Here is a 20,384-nt window from a genome sequence, read left to right on the forward strand (position 1 = left end):
TTATGTTGAAACTCTTAAGAAACCTTCTCAAGTCCCCGATGTTTGTCATCGGTATCTCGATCTTCGTGCTCACGCTCCTGATCGCGCTCTTTGGACCTCTCTTCTACAACGTCGATACTCACGCCCGTGACATCCTCGCTGGCCCGTATGCAGGTTCTTCTTCTGAACACCTGCTCGGTACCGACCACCTCGGTCGTGACTACGTGTCCCTGCTGATTGCCGGCCTCCGCAGCTCCCTCTATGTGGGTTTCGTGGCCGGTATCATCGCGACGACAATCGGTGTGCTTATCGGTCTGTTCGGCGGTTTCCGTGGCGGCTGGATCGACGAAGTGCTGAACATGTTCACGAACCTCTTCATCGTGATTCCGCAGTTCGTGATTCTCGTGCTCATCAGCTCTGCCGTGAAGGATGGCCGTTCGCTGACCCTTATCGGTCTCATCATCGGTCTTACCGCATGGAGCTGGTCTGCCCGTGCCGTGCGTGCCCAGGCATCGTCCCTGCGTAGCCGCGACCACATCGCGCTTGCCCGCATCAACGGTGCATCTACGCTCACGATCGTGATCAAGCATGTGCTTCCGTACTTGCTCTCCTACGTGTTCATGGTGTTCATCATGCAGGTGGGTTCGGGCATTCTTTCCGAAGCTTCCATCTCCATGATCGGCCTTGGCCCTGTCGATACCACAAGCCTCGGTATCATCTTGAACCAGGCGAAGGACAACGGCGCTCTTGCCGACTCCATCTGGATTGCCTTCATTCCGGCAACCCTCGTGGTGACCCTTACGGTGTTTGCCCTTTACCTCATCAATACTTCTATGGAAGGCGTCTTTAACCCGCGTCTGCGCAAATAAGAGGTAACGAAATGTCTGAAAATGTATTTGAAGTAGAAAATCTCGGCCTCTATTACCTTGGCCGTTTCGGTGACAAGACTCATGCCGTGACGGATGTATCCTTCTCTATGAAGAAGGGCGAAATCCTTGGTATCGCAGGTGAATCCGGTTGCGGTAAGTCCACCTTGGTGTCTGGCCTTATGGGCATGTGCATTCCGCCGCTCTACCCCGAAAAGGGTGACGTGCGTGTGCGCGTGGGCGACCACATGGAATCCCTGATGCACCGCAAGCTCGAAGATGTTCGCGCCAACGTGCTCGCTCAGCAGGTCTCCATGATTCCGCAGGGTGCATTCAACGCCCTGAACCCGGTGCGTAAAATCAAGGACATCGCCGCCGACGTGATTGCTGCTCACCAGCAGCCGGGCAAGAAGCTCGACCACAAGGAAATCTACGACCGCCTTTGCGAACGTTTCGACCTGTTCGGCATGGACACCAAGCGCGTGCTGAACTCCTACCCGATTCAGCTCACCGCCGGTGAACGCCAGCGTTCCGTGATCGGTATCTCCACCTTGCTCAACCCGCAGATGGTGATCGCTGACGAACCGACTTCCGCTTTGGACGTGTCTACCCAGAAGGAAGTGATCAAGATGATCTTCGATCTTCTTGACAAGGGCATCTTCTCCACGATGATCTTCATTACCCACGAGCTTCCGCTCCTGTACCACGTGGCAGACAACATCGCCATCATGTACGCCGGCGAAATCGTGGAATACGGTACGGCTGACCAGGTCGTTAAGGACCCGCGTCACCCCTACACCCAGGCTCTGATGGGCGCTATGCTTTCTACCGAAGCATCCCAGCGTACCCGTCATCCGGTGGCTATCGAAGGTGCTCCTCCGAGCCTGAAGAACAAGATCGTGGGTTGCCGCTTTGCTCCCCGCTGCAAGAAGGCATGCCCCGACTGCAAGAAGAATACCCAGAACATCCGCATTGTAGGCGACCGTCAAGTGAGGTGCGATTATGCTGTCTGATAAACCCATTGTATTTTCCGCCAAGCGCATCAGCAAGGATTTTGGTGCCGGTAAGACCCTGAAGACCGCCGTGAAGGATGTGTCCTTCGACATCTATGACGAAGAATTCATCTCGATCGTGGGTGGTTCGGGTTGCGGCAAGTCCGTGCTCGCCAAGATCATGCTCGGTCTTTATAAGCCGACTCGCGGCCAGTTCCTGTATCGCGACAAGCCCATCAAGAACCTGAAGGCTCACTGGAACGAAGTGCAGTTCGTGTTCCAGGATCCGTTCGGATGCTTCAACCAGTTCTTTACTATCCGTAGCCAGCTGGAAGATGCCCTGAACATCCTCAAGGACAAGCCCTCCAAGGAAGAAGTCCGCCGCCGCGTGGACGAAGGCCTGATGGCTGTGAACGTGAAGCCTGAAGATATCGAAGGCAAGTACCCGTTCGAACTTTCCGGCGGTCAGATGCAGCGTATGCTTTTGGCCCGTATCTTCGCTCTCCGTCCGAAGGTCTTGATCGCTGACGAAGCTACCTCCATGGTGGACGCCTGTGTGCGTGCAAACATCCTCGATTACTTGCGTAAGTTGAAAGACGAACTCAAGATGACCGTGGTGTTCGTGACTCACGATATCGGTCTTGCAAACTACGTTTCTGACCGTATCTTCATTATGCACGACGGTAAGATCGTGAACCAGGGTACTCCGGAAGAAGTGCTTGACAACACGACCGAACCGCACACGCTCAAGCTGCTCGACGATATTCCGGAAGTCCACAAGACCGAATGGATCAAGAACAGCCACAGAAGCAAGAAGGGCTAATAAGCTAAGCTTTCAATGGAAAAGGCCGCAGCGGAATCCGCAGCGGCCTTTTTCGTTCGTCACTAAATGACGATAAAAAAAGAGCCCGCGAATGCGGACTCCTTTAAAAGCGCTTTAGGCTCGATTACATGAACCAGTAGGTTGCACCGATGGACAGCTGCATGTTTTGCAGATCGCTTTCGAAGGTGTAGTCTTCGGTCTTGACATCTTCGTACAGGTTGGTGAGGCCAATGGCGAAGCGGAAGTTCACGTCGAGGTTCGGCAGAACGGAGTAGCCGAGGCCGAAGGCGAGGCCGAATTCAAAAGTGTTGGCGTCTTCGCCCGCGCCCGAGCTGCCTGCATCATCAAGCATATCATCAAGATCTATACCGTAATCGCTCAGGTTGTAACCACCAAAGTCTGCATCGTCAAAGGACGGTTCGTCATATTCAACGTCGTTGCTGAGGATGAAGCCGATGGTCGGACCGGCTTCCACATAGAGGTTGGCAACCGGGCTGATGCGGGCGAGAACCGGGATATTCAGAACCCAGAAAGAAGCGGTGGCTTCGTCGTCGGCAATGCGGCGGAAGTCGATGCCGACTTCGGGAACGACGGCGATCATTTCGTTGACGTTATACTTGGCGGCGACACCTGCGTTGAAACCGACGCCCCAGGGAGCGTCATCGCTGTCGTCACCCTTGAAGGTGCTCATGGTACCGGCAACGCGTCCACCGACATGAACCTGAGCGAAAGAAAGGCCAGTTGCGAGCATAACTGCAGCAACGATGAGAGATAACTTTTTCATTTGTTTTCCTCTTAATTTAAGGTTAGTAACCGAAATATAACAAAAAGTTTACGAAAGCGGAAGTTTTTGTTCAAAAAAATCATTTATTTGTATTTTAGTGAGTCCCTTTCTGGTTTCCCTTGAAAACAGAAAATGGTTGGTTTTTCTCGCTCTTAGGCGCGCTTTTTAGGTATATTCTAGGTATGAATTTCTCTAAAAGCGCATTTTTTGCAGGAGCGGCTTCTGTAGCCGTGTCTTTTTCGTCTGCTTTTGCAGGCCCCCTCGTAAACCAGCTGGGTTTTGCCCCCGATGCCGAAAAGATTGTCGTTTACCCCGGTAGCGATGCCAACGGGCTCGAAGTCCGTGACCTTAACGGAAAGACTGTCTTGAAACTCAAGGCCCCCATGGTCTATGATTGGGAATACAGCGGCGAAGAAGTACAGACTTTCGATATTTCTGCAGTCAAGAAACCTGGCACTTACCGCCTTTTCCGCGGCAAGGAATATGTGGGTACTCCCATCGTAGTGGGCAAGAACGTCTATGACGACTTGGTAAAGGCTAGCCTTAAGTGGTTCTACTACCAGCGCGCCAGCATGCCGCTTGAACCCCAGTATGCGGGCAAATGGGCCCGCGCTGCAGGCCATAAAGACAATCGAGTGATCGTTTACGGCACAGACAAGGCGACTGGCGGCAAAGGCAATGGTCAAGTAATCAAATCCGACCGAGGCTGGTACGATGCCGGCGACTACGGCAAGTACATCGTGAATTCCGGCATTACCGTATTTACTTTGCTCGAAGCTTACGAAAACTTCCCGAAGTACATGGATTCGCTCACCTGGAACATTCCGCGCGAATTCCCCAAGTACCCGGAACTCCTCGAAGAAGTCCGTTACAATCTGGACTGGATGCTGACCATGCAGGACAAGGACGGCGGCGTTTACCACAAGGTGACTACGCTTAAGTTCGGCGGAAGCGTATTGCCCGAAAACGATCGCGACGCCCGTTATGCCATTATCAAGAACGTGACCGCAACACTCGACTTTGCCGCCGTGATGGCCCAGGCAAGCGTTGTTTACAAAACAATCGACAAGGCCTATTCCGACAAAGTGCTCAAGGCCGCAGAAAGTGCTTACGCTTGGGCCAAGATGCATCCGCAGCAGTTCTACAAGCAGCCGGCCGACGTGCAGACGGGCAACTACATGCATGATGGCGAAGATGGTAAAGATGAATTCCGCTGGGCTGCCGCTGAACTTTTCCGCGCCACCAAGAAGCAGTATTATCAGGATGACTTGAAGCAGAACCTGTTCACACCCGATGGCGCCTGGTGGGGTAACGTGAACATGCTTGCCGCCTTCCGCGTGGCACTGGATTCCGCCGACTTCGACAAGGAAGTTGTCGCTGCAGCCAAGAAGACTGTCTTGGACGAAGCCAACAACCTCCGTACCGTGGGCGACACGAGCGCCTACCGCTTGCCAGCATTCCCTTGGAGCTGGAACTGGGGCTCTAATAGCGCCATGGCAAACAACGGCATGGTGCTGGTGCACGCCTACCTGCTTACCAAAGACAAGAGCTACCTGGATGGCGCACAACAGTGTCTTGACTACTTGCTCGGCAAGAACCCGCAAGACATGACTTACGTGACCGGATTCGGTTACAGGAGCCCGCGCAATCCGCACCACCGCCCGAGCGAATCGGACATGGTCGACGATCCGGTGCCGGGAATGCTCGTGGGTGGCCCGCACTTAGGCAAGCAGGATATTAACCTGGATGGCAAGGAAAATTGGAAGTGCCCGAACTATGCCGCCGCAGACAAACCGGCACTTGCCTATATCGACAACCGTTGTAGCTACGCGACCAACGAAGTGGCCATCAACTGGAACGCTCCGCTTGCATATCTCGCCGCCGCCCTCGAAGCGATTTATAACAAGTAGGCAGTAGACGGTAGGAAGTATGAAGGATTTGTTGTAAAAACAGCATTCTACTTCTAACTTCCGGCTTCAAACTTCCTACAAAAATATATATTACGGATATGGCTTAAGGCTGTGTCCGTTTTTTATTAGGGGGTGTCGATGAAGAAAATTTCTGTGATTACGCAGAATGTCGTGCAGATTGCCGTGCTCGGCATTTTCCTGTTTACGCCAGCATCGCTCTTTGCGGCGGGTCTTGTGAAGCAGTCTATCGACACGACTGATGCGATGGCGACGCTCGAAAATTTTGACCGCGGGTTCTATACGCCGCAGGTTTTGCATTTAAAGCCTTCGGGCGGTAAGCCGATTGAAAAGCCGTACGGCAAGCTGTTGCACCTGCGTGCGGAAATTTCGGAATTCAGCAGTAACGCATGGCTCTCGATTGATACGACAGGCGGAAAGCGCGATACGGTGCGCGGCGTAAGCCAGGACCTGACTGAAGATGCACTGAATGTGTTGCAACAGACGTTTGACAATATCCGCACGAATAAGGGTTTTGTGATTGTGCGTATCTGTTATGACCCGTGGTACAATGGTCGCAGCAACGTGACCCCGGAACACAAGTGGGTGTTACGCCATGTGGAACAGCTCGCGCCTGTGCTTTCGAAAAATACCGATGTGATTGTCGCGCTCGAAATGGGCATGCACGGCGCCTATGGCGAAATGCATTCCGACACGAGCATTACTTACGACCGCGTTGCCGAAGCGACGAACCTGATGCTCCGCAATACGCCTCCCGAACTCAAGATTCTCACGCGAACGGGAAACTATTCCGCGAAGGTACTCGGCTTTGATAACTGGGGCGTTGACTTCCACATTGACGGCGAGAAGTTTGCGGAGATTGCGAAGGCCAAAGGCGACACGATGTATCGCGTGGGAATGTTCAACGACGGCTACTTGGGAACGCAATACGATTACGGCACCTGGGGCGCGGATTGCAAGACTTCTATCTGCCGCGAAGAGGGGGTGGCCTGGCTCGAGAAGTACAGCGTCAACACGCCCTATGGTGGCGAGGCACTCACGACGGCAGGCGGTTTCGAGGTCATCAATACGCCGGAGTTTCTCTCTTACGAGGGCTTCCGCACGCATACAAGCTATTTGAATGTTCAGTGGAACAACAACCTGATTGACGGCTGGAAAAAATCGCAGTTTGAAGGGAAAGATTTTGAATATGATGGTTCGAAAATAGATTCGTTGACAGGTTTCAAGTACGTCAACGACCACCTGGGTTACCGCTTTGTGCTGCGCGAATCGTGGATGAGCGATACGGTGGGTTTTGACCATGTGCTCCATGCAAAATTCCGCGTGCAGAACGTGGGCTTTGGCAACCTCACTTGGAAGGCTCCGGTAAAGCTTGCCGTTTTGGAAGACCTGGAAGGTAGCGATTTGGATATGTGCCCTGACATGGATTATGTGGACCTGCCTGATGTTGATTTTCGAAACGTCCATAGCCGCACCATTTCAATTGCGTGTGGTGATACTGTGATGACTTTTGACGGTAACAACGAAATTGAGGTTTCCGTTAAACTGGGCAAACTTCGTTATCGTAATTATCAGGTGTATTTGAAGGTGGGCAACATTGAGTTTGCCAATGATAAGCCTAGTGGAAAGGGAACTTGTGGCCTAGAACAGCCTGCCGCTTATTTGGGCAAGTTCTATTTTGATGAAAGTGTAAAATCCGCAATTCCGCACACCTTCCCGGCTGCGACCCAAAAGAAAAACGCCCCCTTCGTTCAGAGGGAGCGCAATAGCGTGATTGTCCGCGACGGTGAAAAGCGTTATAAGGCAAATGGAGCTACGCTTAGGTAGATTTTTTTCGATGGCGCTTAACGGCGTTCGTCTACTTGGTAGGCTCCTACCTTGACCACGAACTCGTGACACACGGCTTCGGGATCGGGTTTGCCGAAGATGGCGGAACCGACCACAAAGATATTTGCTCCGGCTTCCTTGCAGGCGAGGATGTTGTCGAGCTTGACGCCGCCGTCAATCTGGATGTTGAGTTCCGGCTTCATCTGGCGAAGTTCGCGAATCTTGTCGAGGCAATAGGGGATGAGACTCTGGCCGCCGAAGCCCGGATTCACCGACATGATGAGCACCATGTCCACGATGTCGAGCACGTACTTGATGCTTTCGAGCGGGGTTGCCGGGTTGATGGCCACGGCGGGCTTTACGCCGAGTTCTGCAATCTGGTGCAGCAGACGGTCCAGGTGATTCGTGGTTTCTGCGTGCACGCTGATGATGCTTGCACCGGCCTTTGCAAATTCGCCCACGTAGTTTTCGGGGTTTTCGATCATCAGGTGGCAATCGAGCGGGAGCTTGGTTCCCTTGCCCACGCAGGCCGAGATGCCCGGGCCAAAGCTGATATTTGGGACAAAGTGTCCGTCCATGATGTCGAGGTGAACAAGGCCGGCGCCACCGTTTTCGATAGCCTTGAGGCCGTTGCCGAGTTCGAGGAAATTTGCGTTCAACACGCTGGGGGCGATAATTTGCTTGAGCATGGCCCAAATATAGCAAAACTAGACAGGTTGAAAAAAATTTACTATTTTTGGCACCAAACAAAGCAAGGAGATCAACAATGTCTAAAGGAACAAAAACTGTAGTTGCCAAGGCCTCCGCCAAGAAGGTTGCCGCTAAGGCTGCTCCGAAGGCCGCCGCTAAGCCGGCTGCCGAAAAGAAGGCTCCCGCTAGCGCTGCCAAGAAGACCGCCGCTAAGCCGGCCGCCGAAAAGAAAGTTGCTGCTGCCAAGCCGGCTGCTAAGAAGGCTGCTCCGAAGGCTGCCGAAAAGAAGGCCCCCGTCGCTGCCAAGAAGACCGCTGCTAAGGCCGCCAAGAAGGTGACGGTTGTGTTCGAAGCCAACTGCCCGCTCGCTACGACCGTGTCTGTCGCAGGTTCCTTCAACAACTGGGCTGTCGACAAGGACATGCTCAAGAAGGACAAGAAGACTGGTCTTTGGACTGGCAAGGTGACTCTCGATGCTGGCGATTACGAATACAAGTTCGTTTGCGATGGCCAGTACTGGGACGAAGGCGACAACAAGGTCAAGCACGTCTAATCGCTTTTATCGCAATTGAAATGATGCCGGGCTGATCGCTCGGCATTTTTCATTTTGTGTAAAAACGTCGCGGAGCCACCCCGCGAATTGCTGATACACGCTTTTATCCTTTCGCCGAAACTTCCTACTGTATACTTCCTACTTCCTACTATTTTCTAAATTTTCTCCGTATGACAAATTATTCTATCCCTCAAGAAGTTTTTGTGAAGGCTGCCGAACAGTACGGCACCCCGCTCTGGATTTATGACCGCGCTACGATTGAAAAGTGCGTGAAGGATGTCCAGGTTTTTGACACCGTTCGTTTTGCCCAGAAGGCATGTCCGAACCTTTCTGTGGTTTCGCTTATCCGCAAGCTCGGCTGCGTCGTCGATGCCGTCTCCGCTGGCGAAATCGTGCGTGCCCTCAAGGCCGGATTCAAGGGCGGCCAGCAGAAGGGCAAGACTCCTGAAATTGTCTACACCGCAGACATCTTCGACAAGGACGCTCTTGAACTCGTCAAGGAACACAACATCGCCGTGAATGTGGGTTCGCCCGACATGATCCAGCAGCTCGCCGATTTCGGCGTGAAGTCGGAACTCACCATCCGCGTGAACCCGGGTTTTGGTCACGGTCATTCCCGCAAGACCAACACCGGTGGCGACCTTTCCAAGCACGGCATCTGGCACGAACAGATCAAGGATTGCATCAAGCTCGCTCAGGCTAACGGCATGTGGATTACGGGACTGCACATGCATATCGGTTCCGGCACGGATTTTGAACACCTCGCTCAGGTGTGCGATGCCATGGTCGACGCTAGCCGTCGCCTGGGTAGCCACTTGCGCACCATCAGTGCAGGGGGCGGCCTCCCGATTCCGTACCATGAGGAAGACAAGGGCAACCGCATCGACGTGAACGCTTACTACAAGCTGTGGGACGATGCCCGCAAGCGCATTCAGCAGAGCATTGGCCACGAGGTTCACCTTGAAGTGGAACCCGGTCGCTACCTGGTGGCCGAAAGCGGTTACCTGATGGCCGAAATCCGCGCTGTCAAGAAACAAGGCGACAACTTGTTCTACCTGGTGGACGCCGGCTTTACCGACCTCGTTCGTCCGAGTTTCTACGGTAGCTATCATGCCATTTCCATCATCGCCCGCGACGGCCGCGAACTGAACGAAACGGTCGATGCCGTTGTCGCTGGCCCGCTCTGCGAATCCGGTGACGTGTTCACGCAGGAAGAAGGCGGCTTTGTCGTGACCCGTAAGCTCCCGAAGGCGCAGGTCGGTGACTTGCTGATTCTCCATGATGCAGGCGCCTATGGCGCGGCCATGAGCAGCAACTACAACAGCCGCCGCTACGCCGCCGAAACCATGTACACGAACGGCGAACTCAAGGTCATCCGCGAACGCCAGACGTTCGAGCAGCTTCTGCAGAACGACAGGATTATTGATTTATAAACGGCGCATTACGGCGTTGCTCGCTCCCTCACGTACGTTTTAGTACGCTACGGGAGCTCGCGCCTTGTCCTGCTTGTTTCTAAATCAATATCAAAATGTGAGCATCATTTTATTTTTAAGGCTTTCGTCAGAAATGGCGAAAGTCTTTTTTTTGAAAAGTCGCCTATTGTAAGACGGCCTTGAATTTGGGTATCGAATTATTCTATATTTGCCCATACCCAATGGTTCAACCTCAACATCAAGGCGTAATTATGTCTGATCGTTTTATCGTGACCGGAAACTTCACCGATGACCCGTTTGCCATCGACATGGCCCAGTACATCGGCCTCCGTGAAGATATTTCCGACGTGGTCTCCTTGAAGACCTTCGCAAACTCCGAATTCTGCCCCCGCTACATGCTGGACGTGGACGATATGGAACATATCGGCCGTCGCTTGGAAGGCAAGATCGTTTTGATTTGCTCGGTTTCGAACCATGAACGCAGCCGTAACGACTACGCCATGCGTAACTGCATTTTGGCCCGTGCCGCCAAGGATAACGGCGCCGAACAGGTGGTGCTCGTGGAACCCGATTTGTTCTACAGCGCCCAGGACCGCGGTCCGCACCGCATCGGTGAACTCGAAAAGGACCGTCCGGATGTCGACCTCAAGAAGTTCGATGGCCAGGCCTTCACGAGCCTTCTTTATGCCGAACTTTTGAAGAAGTCCGGTGTCGATGCCGTGGTCACGGTGCACAACCACAGCATCAAGGTGCAGAACCTGTTTGCCGAAATCTTCGGCAAGGACAATTTCCATAACCTGATTCCGACGGACGTCTACGCCCACTACATCAAGAACAGCAACTTTGTTCAGACCGGCAAGGACGGCAACAACCTCGTGATCGTTTCCCCGGACAAGGGCGCACGCCCGTTCATGAACGCCGTTTACGAAGCGCTCGACCTGCCCGAATGCAAGCGAGTGGTGATGGACAAGGTTCGTACTGGTGAACGCGAAATCAGCATGACCTTCAACCCGGAACTCTCCGACATCAGCATCGAGGAAATTGAGGGCAAGGACGTGATCGTGTTCGACGACATGGTGCGTACGGGTACCACCATCGTGCAGTGCTGCGAACATATCAAGAAGGGTAACCCGAACCGCGTGTGCTTCGGCGTGACGCACTTCCACACGAGCCCCGAAGCCCGTGAAAAGCTCAACAGCCACGCAATCGACGAAATCCTCACGACCTCGACTCTCCCGGATATCATGAACCGCGACTGCCAGGGCCGCCTCCGCAAGAAGCTCACCGTGATGAAGCTCGGCAAGTGGATCGCACGCCACGTGATGCAGATGTACGGCTTGGATGACGGTCGCTTCGAGAAGGACTTCTACAAGATCGATATGTCCTCGAAGAACCCGCGTTGGCCGCCTCAGTTTTTCTAACAGAGTTGTGAGCAACGAAATGTGAGAACTCCGAAAGGATTAGTCACTCGTTGCTCACCCTTCGCTCTGACAACAGGCTATATGCCTGTTGCCTACGCTCGGCATAATTTTAAGAAGTGAGCAACGAATAAAGCGAACTTTAAAAAGATTGAATTCCCCTGATGTAAATCAGGGTTTTTTGTTTATATTTAGTTTGAAGAGTTATACAAGGAGTTCTAATGAAACATTTGAAATATTTAATGCCTGTCGCTGCATTTGCGCTTGTGGCCCTTTTCGGTTGCGATAGCGACAGCTCTACCGAAGCCAATGTCAACCGCGATAATACCAAGTGGTATGCCAATAATACAACGGAACCTGATTCCGTTGAAAAGAATTTCGAGAATGCCGTTTCTACGCCGGACAATTCGACAGGGAAAGATGAACCTGCTAAGCAGGATTCTAATCAAGATACGTATGATGGTTCTACGGGCTTGATTTCGTGCTATTACCAAATGGGCGATGCCTTTAGGACTCGCTCCTGCATCGAGGCTAATATGGCCTTTGCCGATTCCGTGAGGATGATATGCACGACGGAAGCTGAAGGTGCCGAGGGGATGGTTGTTTCTGCCTCATTGGGGAATGGCTGCCCGTCCGGTGCAACAAAGGTCTGTTCCGACACGGACAAAAACGGAACGGACTCGGCCAAGGTTTATTACTATGGCGCTTTATTTGCAAACTTTAGCTGTGCCGAACTCATGGAAGACGAGGACGAGAACGAGCTAAAAGATGTCACGCCGTCTGACAAAAAAGAAACGGATCCTGTAGTTGTTTCGAGTGGTGATTCTTTTGCATGCTATGACGCTGAACTTTGTGGCGTGTTTCCGTCAGACAGGTATCAACCTTCTGATTGCGATGATGATGATGCCGTTATTGCGGCAGAGTGCCCGGCAGGTGGAACAAGGTGTGACGATGTCATTGACGGGATACAGTATTATGTTTATCCTGGCAGCTACATTGATTGCGAAATGATTCACGAACTGGCAGAATAAGAAAAACAGCGCTATTTTGTATACAGACGTTTACAAAACGACGCTGTTTGCAAAAATCGTTGTTTTGTAACACAGCAAAAATCATTTTTTGTTTAAAAAAAGCAACCATTTAAAAAAAATTGGATATATATTAGGGACTACCTAATTCATTATAAGGAGACAAAATGTTTACTAAAAAAGTTATTCTTCCTGTTGCTGCTCTTGCTATGACCGCTCTCGTGGGTTGCGGTGACGACAGCTCATCTTCTGGTCCGTCCAGTAATGTTGCTCCGGCAAGTGTCCCGACACTTGAAGACGCTCTCAAGCTTACCTGCTCTGCAACCGAAAATTTCTGTGCGAAGGTTTTTGTCGAAGAAGAAATGATTCGTGATACCATGCAGTGCGATGGCAAGGCGTTTACTCCGATGATGCTCGGTAAGCCGGTCGCAGGTTGCGAAAATGCCGCTCCGGCAGATCCGGCTGCCGAAACTCCGGCTGACCCGGCCGCTGAAACTCCGGCTGACCCGGCTGCCGAAACTCCGGCTGACCCGGCCGCTGAAACTCCGGCTGACCCTGCTGCCGAAACCCCGGCTGACCCGGCTGCTGAAACTCCGGCTGACCCGGCTGCCGAAACTCCGGCCGACCCGGCCGCTGAAACTCCGGCTGACCCGGCTGCTGAAACTCCGGCTGACCCGGCTGCTGAAACTCCGGCCGATCCTGCCGCTGAAACTCCGGCTGACCCGGCTGGCCCGGCTGCTGGTGGTGCAACCTGCTACATGGCAAGCGATATTCCGGATATGGCTGAATGCATTCCGGTTACCCAGGAACAGTGCGCAACGATCGCGGGCGAATGGGTTGAAGCTTGCCCGGTGAATTAATATGAATGTGAGCAACGAAAAGAGAGAACTCCAAAAGGATTAACTAGTCGTTGCTTATGGAAAAAGGCTCCCCTTTCGGGGGGCCTTTGCTGTTTCTAGATGGAGTACTCTTAAAGGTTTAAAGGCTGTTCAGCTATTCGTTTCGCTTACATCGCTTGCAGCAGGAGTATCGCGAGCACCTGGCCGCTTAAGATTCTTAGCAGCATGGTGAGCGGGTAAACGGAGGCGTAGCCGATGTTGACTGCTTCGCTGTTCGCTTGGCCGTTGGCAAATGCGAGTGCGGGCGGGTCGGTGGTGGCGCCTGCAAGTACGCCGCAGAGCGAAAGGTAGTTGACTTTGAAAACCAGGTGGCCGACGGTAGCGACAATGGCAAGCGGCAAGAAGGTGATGAGGGTTGCCAGCGCCATATAGTGGAGACCGTCACCGTTCAAGAGAACATCGAAGAACTTGATTCCTGCATTCAAACCGACGCAGCTTAAGAAAAGCGTGAGGCCGAATTCGCGGAGCATGAGGTTCGCGCTGTTTGCCATGAAGAAGTTCAGCGGGCCGATTTTGCGCTTGCGGCTGAGGAGGATGGCGACAATCAATGGACCGCCGGCAAGACCGAGCTTGAGCGGGGTAGGCATTCCGGGGATTGCGATAGGAATGCTGCCCACGATGACTCCGAGGAAAATGCCCAGGAAGGCGGGGAGAATTTCGGGGTGGTCAAGAGCGGTGAGCGAATTGCCCAGTTCCTTCTCGGCGGCCTCGATGCCTTCGGCGGTGCCGACAACCATAAGCTTGTCGGCGAACTTGATTCTCAAATCGAGGCGGCCTGTAAACTTGAATCCACTGCGCGTGACGCGGCTGATGTTTACGCCGTAGCGTTCCGCAAGAGCCAAGGAACCGATGGTGCGGCCGAGAATCTTCTTGTTTGTCACGAGAATCGTCTTGACGACAATCTTCTTGTCGGTGTTGCTGGTTTCAAGCGTAATCGGTTTTTCCAGACGCTTGCCGATAATTTTTTCCATGGCGCAAACGGCTTCGGGCATGCCCACAATGTGCAGCTTGTCGCCTTGTTCAATCACCGTACTCCCGTTCGGGGTAAAAATGTTTTCGCCGCGCAAGAGGCGGGTGACGACGACTCCGCTCGAAATCAGGTTCGGAATGTCCTTGAGCTGGATTCCGTAAAGGTTCTGGTTTTCGACGGTAAGACTGCAAGATTCAATTTCTTTGCTGTGGGCGGCGATTTCTGCCGTATAATTTTCGGCTGCCTTCGCGGGGTCTTGCCTAAAGACGAGGCGCACAAGAATCATGACCAAAATAATTCCGATAACGCCGAACGGATATGCAACAGCGTACCCGATACCCGTGAGAGATGTATCCACCCCGGCCGCGGCAAAGGCTGAGTTGGCGGCTCCAAGGGAAGGCGTGTTTGTGACTGCGCCACAAAGCATTCCTATGAGTACGGGTACGTTGTTATGCATATCTGTAAAGAAGTACAGACAGAGCGTTACAATAACGCCGAGTAGCACAATGCTTGTCGAAAGGATATTCAGTACAAGGCCATGACGGCGAATGGAATCCATGAATCCGGGGCCCACCTGCATGCCTATGGTGTAGACAAACAGAATCAAGCCGAATTCCTGAATGAAGTGGAGAACGTTCGGTTCGACACGGAGTCCCAGGTGGCCAAGGCCAATGCCCACAAAAAGTGCGCCTGCGCTACCGAGCGCGATTCCCTTGACCTTGATTTTTCCGATCATGAGGCCGAGTGCGGCGGTGAGCGCGATTGCCAATACTTGTTGCCCTACCGAGGGCTTTGCGAATAAATCGATTAGCCAGGTCATTTTATCCCTCCGTCATCAAATTTACTCTTTTACGCAGCGGACCGAGGCGGCAATGTTCTTGTTGAAGTGCTCGTAAGTGATGGTCGAATCGGTGGCGCGGACGAGGTAGGCTCTGGAATCGTCGTAGCTGTCGCTTGTCCAGAAGCTTGCGCTTGCGCCCTTGTCGGCGAATTTGCCGTCAAAATAGCGGAAACCGGCGAATTGCATGTTGAAGGAGGCGCTTTCCTTGAGTGTTGCCGAAGTGGCTCCGCCAAAGGCCTTCCTGAAATCCTCCTGCGAGGGGAGTGTCCAGCCTTTCGGACAGAGACCTGTCATCGAGGCGCTCCAGGTGTAGAGTCTTCCCATGTTTTCGCAGTTCACGTGTTCGTTGCCGTAGCAGACACTGGAGTCGGGAATGTAGGCGGCAATGTTTTCTGCCATCCAGACTTTACCGCCGAGGTTTGCGGTCTTGTAAGTCTTTTCGGAGCAAGAAAGCGTGTTGGCGGCCTCATCGTACTTGCAGGTGTTTGCCTGGTCGCATGCCGAGAGAATTGCGGCGGCGCCCAGTGTAATGGTGGTGAGTGCGATGGTCTTGAATGTCGGTTTCATAAGTACTCCTTGTTGTTTTCGTGTGCAAATTTAGAATCGGCGATTCATATTGTCTAATAGATTATTTATATTTAATTCATCAATATTTTTGATGAATTGTTTTAGATAAGAAAATTGTATGGAACTTACGCATTTGAAATATTTCTTGGAGGTGGCCCGCACGGAGCATGTCACGCAAAGTGCGAAAACCCTATGTATTGTGCAGCCTGCGCTCACGCACGCCTTGCATAAACTCGAAGACGAACTCGGCGTAAGGCTCTTCAAAACGCAGGGAAGAAACATCAAGCTGACCGAAGTCGGGGAATATTTTTATAAGAAAGTGAAACCGCTTTACGAGGATATCGAAGCGCTTCCGGCGCAGTTACGTGCTATGGAAAACGAACAGTCTGCGACTTTGAACCTGAATGTCCTGGCGGCTTCGACGTTTGTGACCAATGCGGTTATCCTGTACAAGCAGAATGATCCGGACTTGCGATTCAACTTGGTGCAGAACGAAGAAACGACGCTTTACGATATTTGTGTTCGCACGTATGCAGACTACAAGGCGTCTGCGCAAAAATACAGTTCCGGGGACGAAGAAAGTTTTGTCTGCTCCGAAAACATATTCCTGGCAGTTCCGAATGTGGCGCAGTACCGCAAGCGTGACAGCATCAGTTTAAAGGAATTGCAAGAGACGAACTTTATCGGGCTTTATGGATCCAAGCAATTGCGCAATATCTGTAATGAATATTGTGAACGCGTGGGCTTTAAGACTCATATTATTTTTGAAAGCGATAACGCCCTTGCCGTAAAGGATGCTATCGCCAGCGGAATCGGTGTTGGATTCTGGCCCGAATATTCTTGGGGTCGCGTGAATAACCGCCGGATACGCCTGCTGAAAATTACAGATGCCGAATTCAAGCGCGATATCGTGATTACGCTGCGCCGGAACAAGCAGGACAATTCGCGTTCAGAAAGATTTTTCCTTTTTTTGACGGGTTTATTGAAAAGGACGGAGAAACGTAAGAATCCGTTAAGGTGAATTTTTTACTATATTTGGCTCCCCAATAAAGGTTGATTTGATGTTTGATTTGAATGCTTTTTTTGAAGGGATGTCCAAGCCGCTGCTTCGCAATGCTCATGCGAAGGCTTTTGGCCACAAGGGTCTGTTGAACAACGCCCTCATCCAAGATGAAACGCTCGGTTTTTATAACGACAAAGAACGTGTCGCAGGCCTGTTCCAGAAAATGGAACCGTGGCAGCGCCACTGCATGACTTTGATTTACAATAGTGCATCTAGAGGTCTTACCTTTAACGAACTTCGACTGACGGTTCCTGTGAGCAAGTGCCGCGACCTGCAGACCTTCTTGCTCGAAATGTGCCGCGAGTATGTGCTCTGGCGCAGTCCGTCTACAAGCACCTCGGTGTATTACGGCTTTGCGAACTTCCTCGGTATCTTTGATGAACCGCTTGTGGAAGCTCCCGCTGTAAAGGGTGCGGACTTGTTCTACCAGAACCTGATTGACTGGCATATTTGCGAAGTGCTCGCCTTGGCCATGACCGGCGACCTGAAAGTCAATAACAGCAATGCATTGCACCGTCGCAGCTACCAGATTTGCACCGAAGCGTTTGCTTCTGCAAGGCGCATCTCCGAAAAGACTGCCGAAAACGAAGTCTCCCTGATTTTCAGTTTCCTGACCGGTAACGGTTGGCTGGAACAGGAAGACGCATGCCTTGTCCCTACAGAGAAGGCTCTTGAATTTATCCGCAAGAACGGTTTCCGCCTGCATCAGGACTTGGTTTCCTGGTGGCTCAAGGAACGTTTCCGCGGCGACCGCAGCCATTGCGTGCGTTTGCTTCGAATGCTCGACAAGCCGCGTACGGCTCTCTTTGCTTCTTCTATTTTCTGGGTGCTGGATCCGACGTTCCGCCTGCAAGAAAAAGATGGCCTGATTGCCTGGGAATACTTGCCGCGCCCGCTGCGCGAACTTTGGCTCTTGGGCCTTGTCCGCTTTACCATGGTGGGCGGCAAGGTGGCGGCTGTTACGCTTGAACAGGCCGGCCGCGACTGGCTGGAATCATCGATTGCGTCGGTGCCGGAACAGAATATCTCTTGCTTGCCGAACTTTGAATTGATCGCTTCGACTGGAACCTCGCCGCGCGTGCTTTTGATGCTTGCCTGCCTTGCGAAGGTTGAAAACGATGAAGTGTATTTGCGCTTCTCGCTGAATCGCGAAAGCTATCTCCGCGGTCTCAAGTGCGGTATTGCCGAATCCGAAATCGAAAACTTCAAGGGTTGGATTAAGCCGCCGGTCAACGTGGAATCGACGATTACCGAATGGAATACGTCTTATTACGGCGCCCGCGTGCAGACGGTTCGCTTGCTCAAAATCGAAAACGCCGACGTGTTGAACGAACTTTCCAGGTTCCCGCAGTTCATGGAATGCGCCAACGAGTACATTGCCGGCTACGGCTTTGTGCTCAAGCCCGAAATGGAATCGCGCGCCTTTGAAATTCTTACGAACTACGGCTATTGCCCGTTCGTGGAACGCAAGAACGTGAATCGCTCGAGCGCTCCGACCGAAGAATGGCGCAAGGAATTTGTGGTCGCCTGGCCCGAAGCGAAGGCTCCGGATTACGAACTCAAGGACACCGCCAATTCGGAAACCTTGCAGACGGCGCTCAATTCGACGAAGTACGGCAACAACTACCAGAAGTTGAGCACGTTTGACTTGGTGAAGGTGTTGCGCTATGCAAAGACCGTGGGCGCTCTCATTGGGGCCAAGGTCAAGAACCCGACCAAGCGTGGCGACAACGAAGTCGAAAGAAGCTTCTTTGTGCATGCATTGAAGCTTGCGAAGTCCCCGCAGACAATTGAGATTCAACCGTACGGAAGCGAAGTCCCCGAATTGTTGGAACTTTCGTTTATTCAAGAAGTCAAGGTCTATAACGGCCGCCAGCCGCAGTGATTACGGCAGCGTTTGGGCAAAGCCTGCAATGTCGATGAGTTCTTCTAGCGTGAACTCGTCGATGTAGGCGGCCATGCCGCGTTCGCTATCGCCAAAGTTGACATGATACCAGAAAGTCGGCATTTCTTCGCGGGCTCGGTCTCCTAGGAAAGCCGGCTTTTCGTAATAGGGGGAAAAGTTGAAGCGCCTGCCGTCGTTGCCGTGGCACGGTCTGCAGTTTTGCATGAAGAGTTCTTCGCCGCGTTCAAGGTTCGCGCCCTTGATTTTGCCGTCTTTGTCGAGCAACTTGTACACAAGCAGCGCCATGCGGGCATCTTCGCGCGTGAGCGTGTCGCCCGGGGAACCTGGTTCGGGCTTTTGCGTGGCAACAGTCTTTCCGTCTTGCGGTTTTGCGTTCGTATCGCCTGCAAATGCCGAAACTCCGAGCAGCAACCCGTAGGCCGCTAAAGCCAAGATTCCTGTAGATGCTAACCGAGCGAACTTCATGTCTTGCAATGTAGAAAATAGATCTTAGAACTTAGATTTTAGAACTTAGATAACTCTTCTAAGTTCTGCGAACTAAGCTCTACCAACTTTTTACTACTATTCCCCTATGCGTTGTTTGAATTGGATTTGTTCGACATTGGCGGGCCTTGCCCTCATGTCATCATTCTCGTTTGGAGCGGAGGTCTCCGTGGATCAGTTCTCTAAGAATCTGTTGTTCAGCGGTCGCTGGGAACATGGAAATGCTTATAGCCGTACAAGTGCTCCGGCTGCCATGGTGCAGTTCAAGGCGGCGGCCAAGTCGCTGGAATTTGAATTGGAAGGTGAAGCCAGATTCCGTGTCGACGAAGACGGAAGAGAGATTGCCGTGTTTACAACAAACACACGGAATGTGTATAAAGTAAAAACGACCGGCGGTGCAGGTTCGCACCTTTATCGCCTCATCAAGATCAGCGAAAGCAATCCGGGCGGCGTCCGCCTGTATAGGGTAGCCACCGACAAATCGGGCAAATTTGACGAACCTCCGAAGGCGTCTAACCGCCGCATTGAATTCATTGGCGACTCGTTTACCGTGGGCTTTGGCGACGAAGGCCAGAACGGTCAGGACGAATCCCTGGTGTTCGAAAAGACGAACGCTTCCAAGAGTTTCGCATTCCTGATTGCCGATGGTTACAAGGCCGATTTCCAGGTGAATGCCTTTAGCGGGCGTGGACTTGTGCGCAATTACGACAACATCGTGCCGGAATGGCCGATTCCGCGTTTGTATGACTTTACAGTACCGGGTGAAGCCCCGGGGGATCTTGCAAACGGTGTTTCCGAGCAGTCCATTCGTTACGATTTTGACTCTTTCCATCCGCAGGTCATAGTCCTTTTCATTGGAATCAACGATTTCCAGGGGAACCCGCCTTACGCAAAGTATGACGCCTTCAAGAAGGCCTATGCCGAACTTCTCGACAAGCTCCGCAAGGCCCATCCGGGAGTCAAGTTCCTGCTTTTGTCGACCAAGGTGTGGCCTAACGATGACTTGACCCCGACTGTCAAGGCGATTTATGACGCCCAAAAGGCGGCCGGAAAGTCCGACCTGGAATTCATGACGCTCACGACGGCGAATGTGGGACTCCTGGGACACCCCGACATACATTCACACGAAGACATGGCGAAGGCGGTTCGACCCCTGATCGGGCGCCTCGGAAGGTGGCTTTCCCGCTAGTTTTTTGTGCAAAGGGTCCTTCTTTTCATACAAAAGACCCTTTTTTGCGCATTATTGCGTAAGTATCAACACTCTTTTTTACAGAGATTATTGCTTTTTTTGTCTTTTTTGTATATTTAAATTGAGGATTTTGGTAGGATAGTTC

The 20,384-nt window shown here is 52.3% G+C and carries 18 protein-coding genes; 13 read left to right on the forward strand and 5 right to left on the reverse strand.

From position 1 onward, the window contains the following. Positions 1-2 precede the first annotated feature (2 nt). From BUC02_RS12230 to BUC02_RS12240, 3 genes are read left to right on the forward strand one after another with little or no spacing between them, the layout of a single operon-like run. Positions 3-848: an ABC transporter permease gene (locus tag BUC02_RS12230; protein ID WP_072979824.1), complete on the forward strand. Its 846-nt coding sequence runs from the start codon at positions 3-5 to the stop codon at positions 846-848. Positions 849-859: 11 nt separating this feature from the next. Beyond that, positions 860-1,858, forward strand: a complete 999-nt coding sequence (locus BUC02_RS12235; RefSeq protein WP_073057289.1) for an ABC transporter ATP-binding protein — start codon at positions 860-862, stop codon at positions 1,856-1,858. Further along, positions 1,848-2,660, forward strand: coding sequence for an ABC transporter ATP-binding protein (locus BUC02_RS12240; RefSeq protein ID WP_073322909.1), 813 nt, complete (start codon positions 1,848-1,850; stop codon positions 2,658-2,660). Before BUC02_RS12235 ends, BUC02_RS12240 begins: the two co-directional genes overlap by 11 nt. A gap of 124 nt (positions 2,661-2,784) precedes the next feature. On the opposite strand, the gene BUC02_RS12245 is transcribed toward BUC02_RS12240, so the two are convergent. Next, complete coding sequence (locus tag BUC02_RS12245; RefSeq protein ID WP_073322911.1) at positions 2,785-3,444, reverse strand: porin family protein; 660 nt, start codon at positions 3,442-3,444, stop codon at positions 2,785-2,787. A gap of 182 nt (positions 3,445-3,626) precedes the next feature. On the opposite strand from BUC02_RS12245, the gene BUC02_RS12250 reads away from it, so the two are divergent. Both BUC02_RS12250 and BUC02_RS12255 read left to right on the forward strand, forming a co-directional pair. Next, entirely contained in the window at positions 3,627-5,354 is a 1,728-nt protein-coding gene (locus BUC02_RS12250) for a glycoside hydrolase family 9 protein (RefSeq protein ID WP_073322913.1), read from the forward strand. A 138-nt stretch (positions 5,355-5,492) separates the two neighbouring features. Then, entirely contained in the window at positions 5,493-7,199 is a 1,707-nt protein-coding gene (locus tag BUC02_RS12255; protein ID WP_073322915.1) for a DUF4832 domain-containing protein, read from the forward strand. 17 nt (positions 7,200-7,216) lie between these two features. Here BUC02_RS12255 and rpe read toward each other — a convergent pair whose 3' ends face one another. Further along, positions 7,217-7,888, reverse strand: coding sequence for a ribulose-phosphate 3-epimerase (gene rpe / locus BUC02_RS12260; RefSeq protein ID WP_073322917.1), 672 nt, complete (start codon positions 7,886-7,888; stop codon positions 7,217-7,219). A gap of 77 nt (positions 7,889-7,965) precedes the next feature. Between rpe and BUC02_RS12265 the strand changes: the two genes are divergently transcribed. The 5 genes from BUC02_RS12265 to BUC02_RS16300 all read left to right on the forward strand — a co-directional run bounded on the left by BUC02_RS12265 (position 7,966) and on the right by BUC02_RS16300 (position 13,181). Further along, positions 7,966-8,442 carry a glycogen-binding domain-containing protein gene (locus BUC02_RS12265; RefSeq protein WP_073322918.1) on the forward strand — a complete coding sequence of 159 codons (477 nt, stop codon included), beginning with the start codon at positions 7,966-7,968 and terminating at the stop codon, positions 8,440-8,442. 170 nt (positions 8,443-8,612) lie between these two features. Beyond that, positions 8,613-9,875 (forward strand): diaminopimelate decarboxylase, encoded by a 1,263-nt coding sequence (lysA, locus tag BUC02_RS12270; protein WP_073322920.1) that lies wholly within the window; start codon positions 8,613-8,615, stop codon positions 9,873-9,875. 251 nt (positions 9,876-10,126) lie between these two features. Then, a complete protein-coding gene (locus BUC02_RS12275) occupies positions 10,127-11,296 on the forward strand; it encodes a ribose-phosphate diphosphokinase (RefSeq protein ID WP_073322922.1) in 1,170 nt (389 codons plus the stop codon). 218 nt (positions 11,297-11,514) lie between these two features. Beyond that, on the forward strand, positions 11,515-12,324 hold the full coding sequence (locus BUC02_RS12280) for a hypothetical protein (RefSeq protein WP_139261146.1): 810 nt from the start codon (positions 11,515-11,517) through the stop codon (positions 12,322-12,324). Between the two features lie 164 nt (positions 12,325-12,488). Next, positions 12,489-13,181: a hypothetical protein gene (locus BUC02_RS16300; RefSeq protein ID WP_175549862.1), complete on the forward strand. Its 693-nt coding sequence runs from the start codon at positions 12,489-12,491 to the stop codon at positions 13,179-13,181. A gap of 146 nt (positions 13,182-13,327) precedes the next feature. Here the strand turns inward: BUC02_RS16300 and BUC02_RS12290 are convergent, their stop codons facing one another. Next, positions 13,328-15,010, reverse strand: a complete 1,683-nt coding sequence (locus BUC02_RS12290) for a putative transporter (RefSeq protein ID WP_073322928.1) — start codon at positions 15,008-15,010, stop codon at positions 13,328-13,330. Positions 15,011-15,031: 21 nt separating this feature from the next. After that, on the reverse strand, positions 15,032-15,598 hold the full coding sequence (locus BUC02_RS12295; RefSeq protein ID WP_073322930.1) for an FISUMP domain-containing protein: 567 nt from the start codon (positions 15,596-15,598) through the stop codon (positions 15,032-15,034). Positions 15,599-15,716: 118 nt separating this feature from the next. Between BUC02_RS12295 and BUC02_RS12300 the strand changes: the two genes are divergently transcribed. Together BUC02_RS12300 and BUC02_RS12305 are read left to right on the forward strand one after the other, a co-directional pair. Next, a complete protein-coding gene (locus tag BUC02_RS12300) occupies positions 15,717-16,619 on the forward strand; it encodes a LysR family transcriptional regulator (protein ID WP_073322932.1) in 903 nt (300 codons plus the stop codon). 70 nt (positions 16,620-16,689) lie between these two features. Then, on the forward strand, positions 16,690-18,546 hold the full coding sequence (locus tag BUC02_RS12305; protein ID WP_254794212.1) for a hypothetical protein: 1,857 nt from the start codon (positions 16,690-16,692) through the stop codon (positions 18,544-18,546). Here BUC02_RS12305 and BUC02_RS12310 read toward each other — a convergent pair whose 3' ends face one another. Next, positions 18,547-18,999, reverse strand: a complete 453-nt coding sequence (locus BUC02_RS12310; RefSeq protein WP_088657993.1) for a c-type cytochrome — start codon at positions 18,997-18,999, stop codon at positions 18,547-18,549. Positions 19,000-19,219: 220 nt separating this feature from the next. On the opposite strand from BUC02_RS12310, the gene BUC02_RS12315 reads away from it, so the two are divergent. Then, the gene (locus tag BUC02_RS12315) at positions 19,220-20,239 is read left to right on the forward strand and encodes a GDSL-type esterase/lipase family protein (RefSeq protein WP_254794213.1); all 1,020 of its coding nucleotides are present in this window, start codon (positions 19,220-19,222) and stop codon (positions 20,237-20,239) included. The last annotated feature ends 145 nt before the right edge of the window (positions 20,240-20,384 follow it).

Origin of the sequence: Fibrobacter sp. UWOV1, assembly GCF_900142495.1 — a bacterium.
Lineage (GTDB): Bacteria > Fibrobacterota > Fibrobacteria > Fibrobacterales > Fibrobacteraceae > Fibrobacter.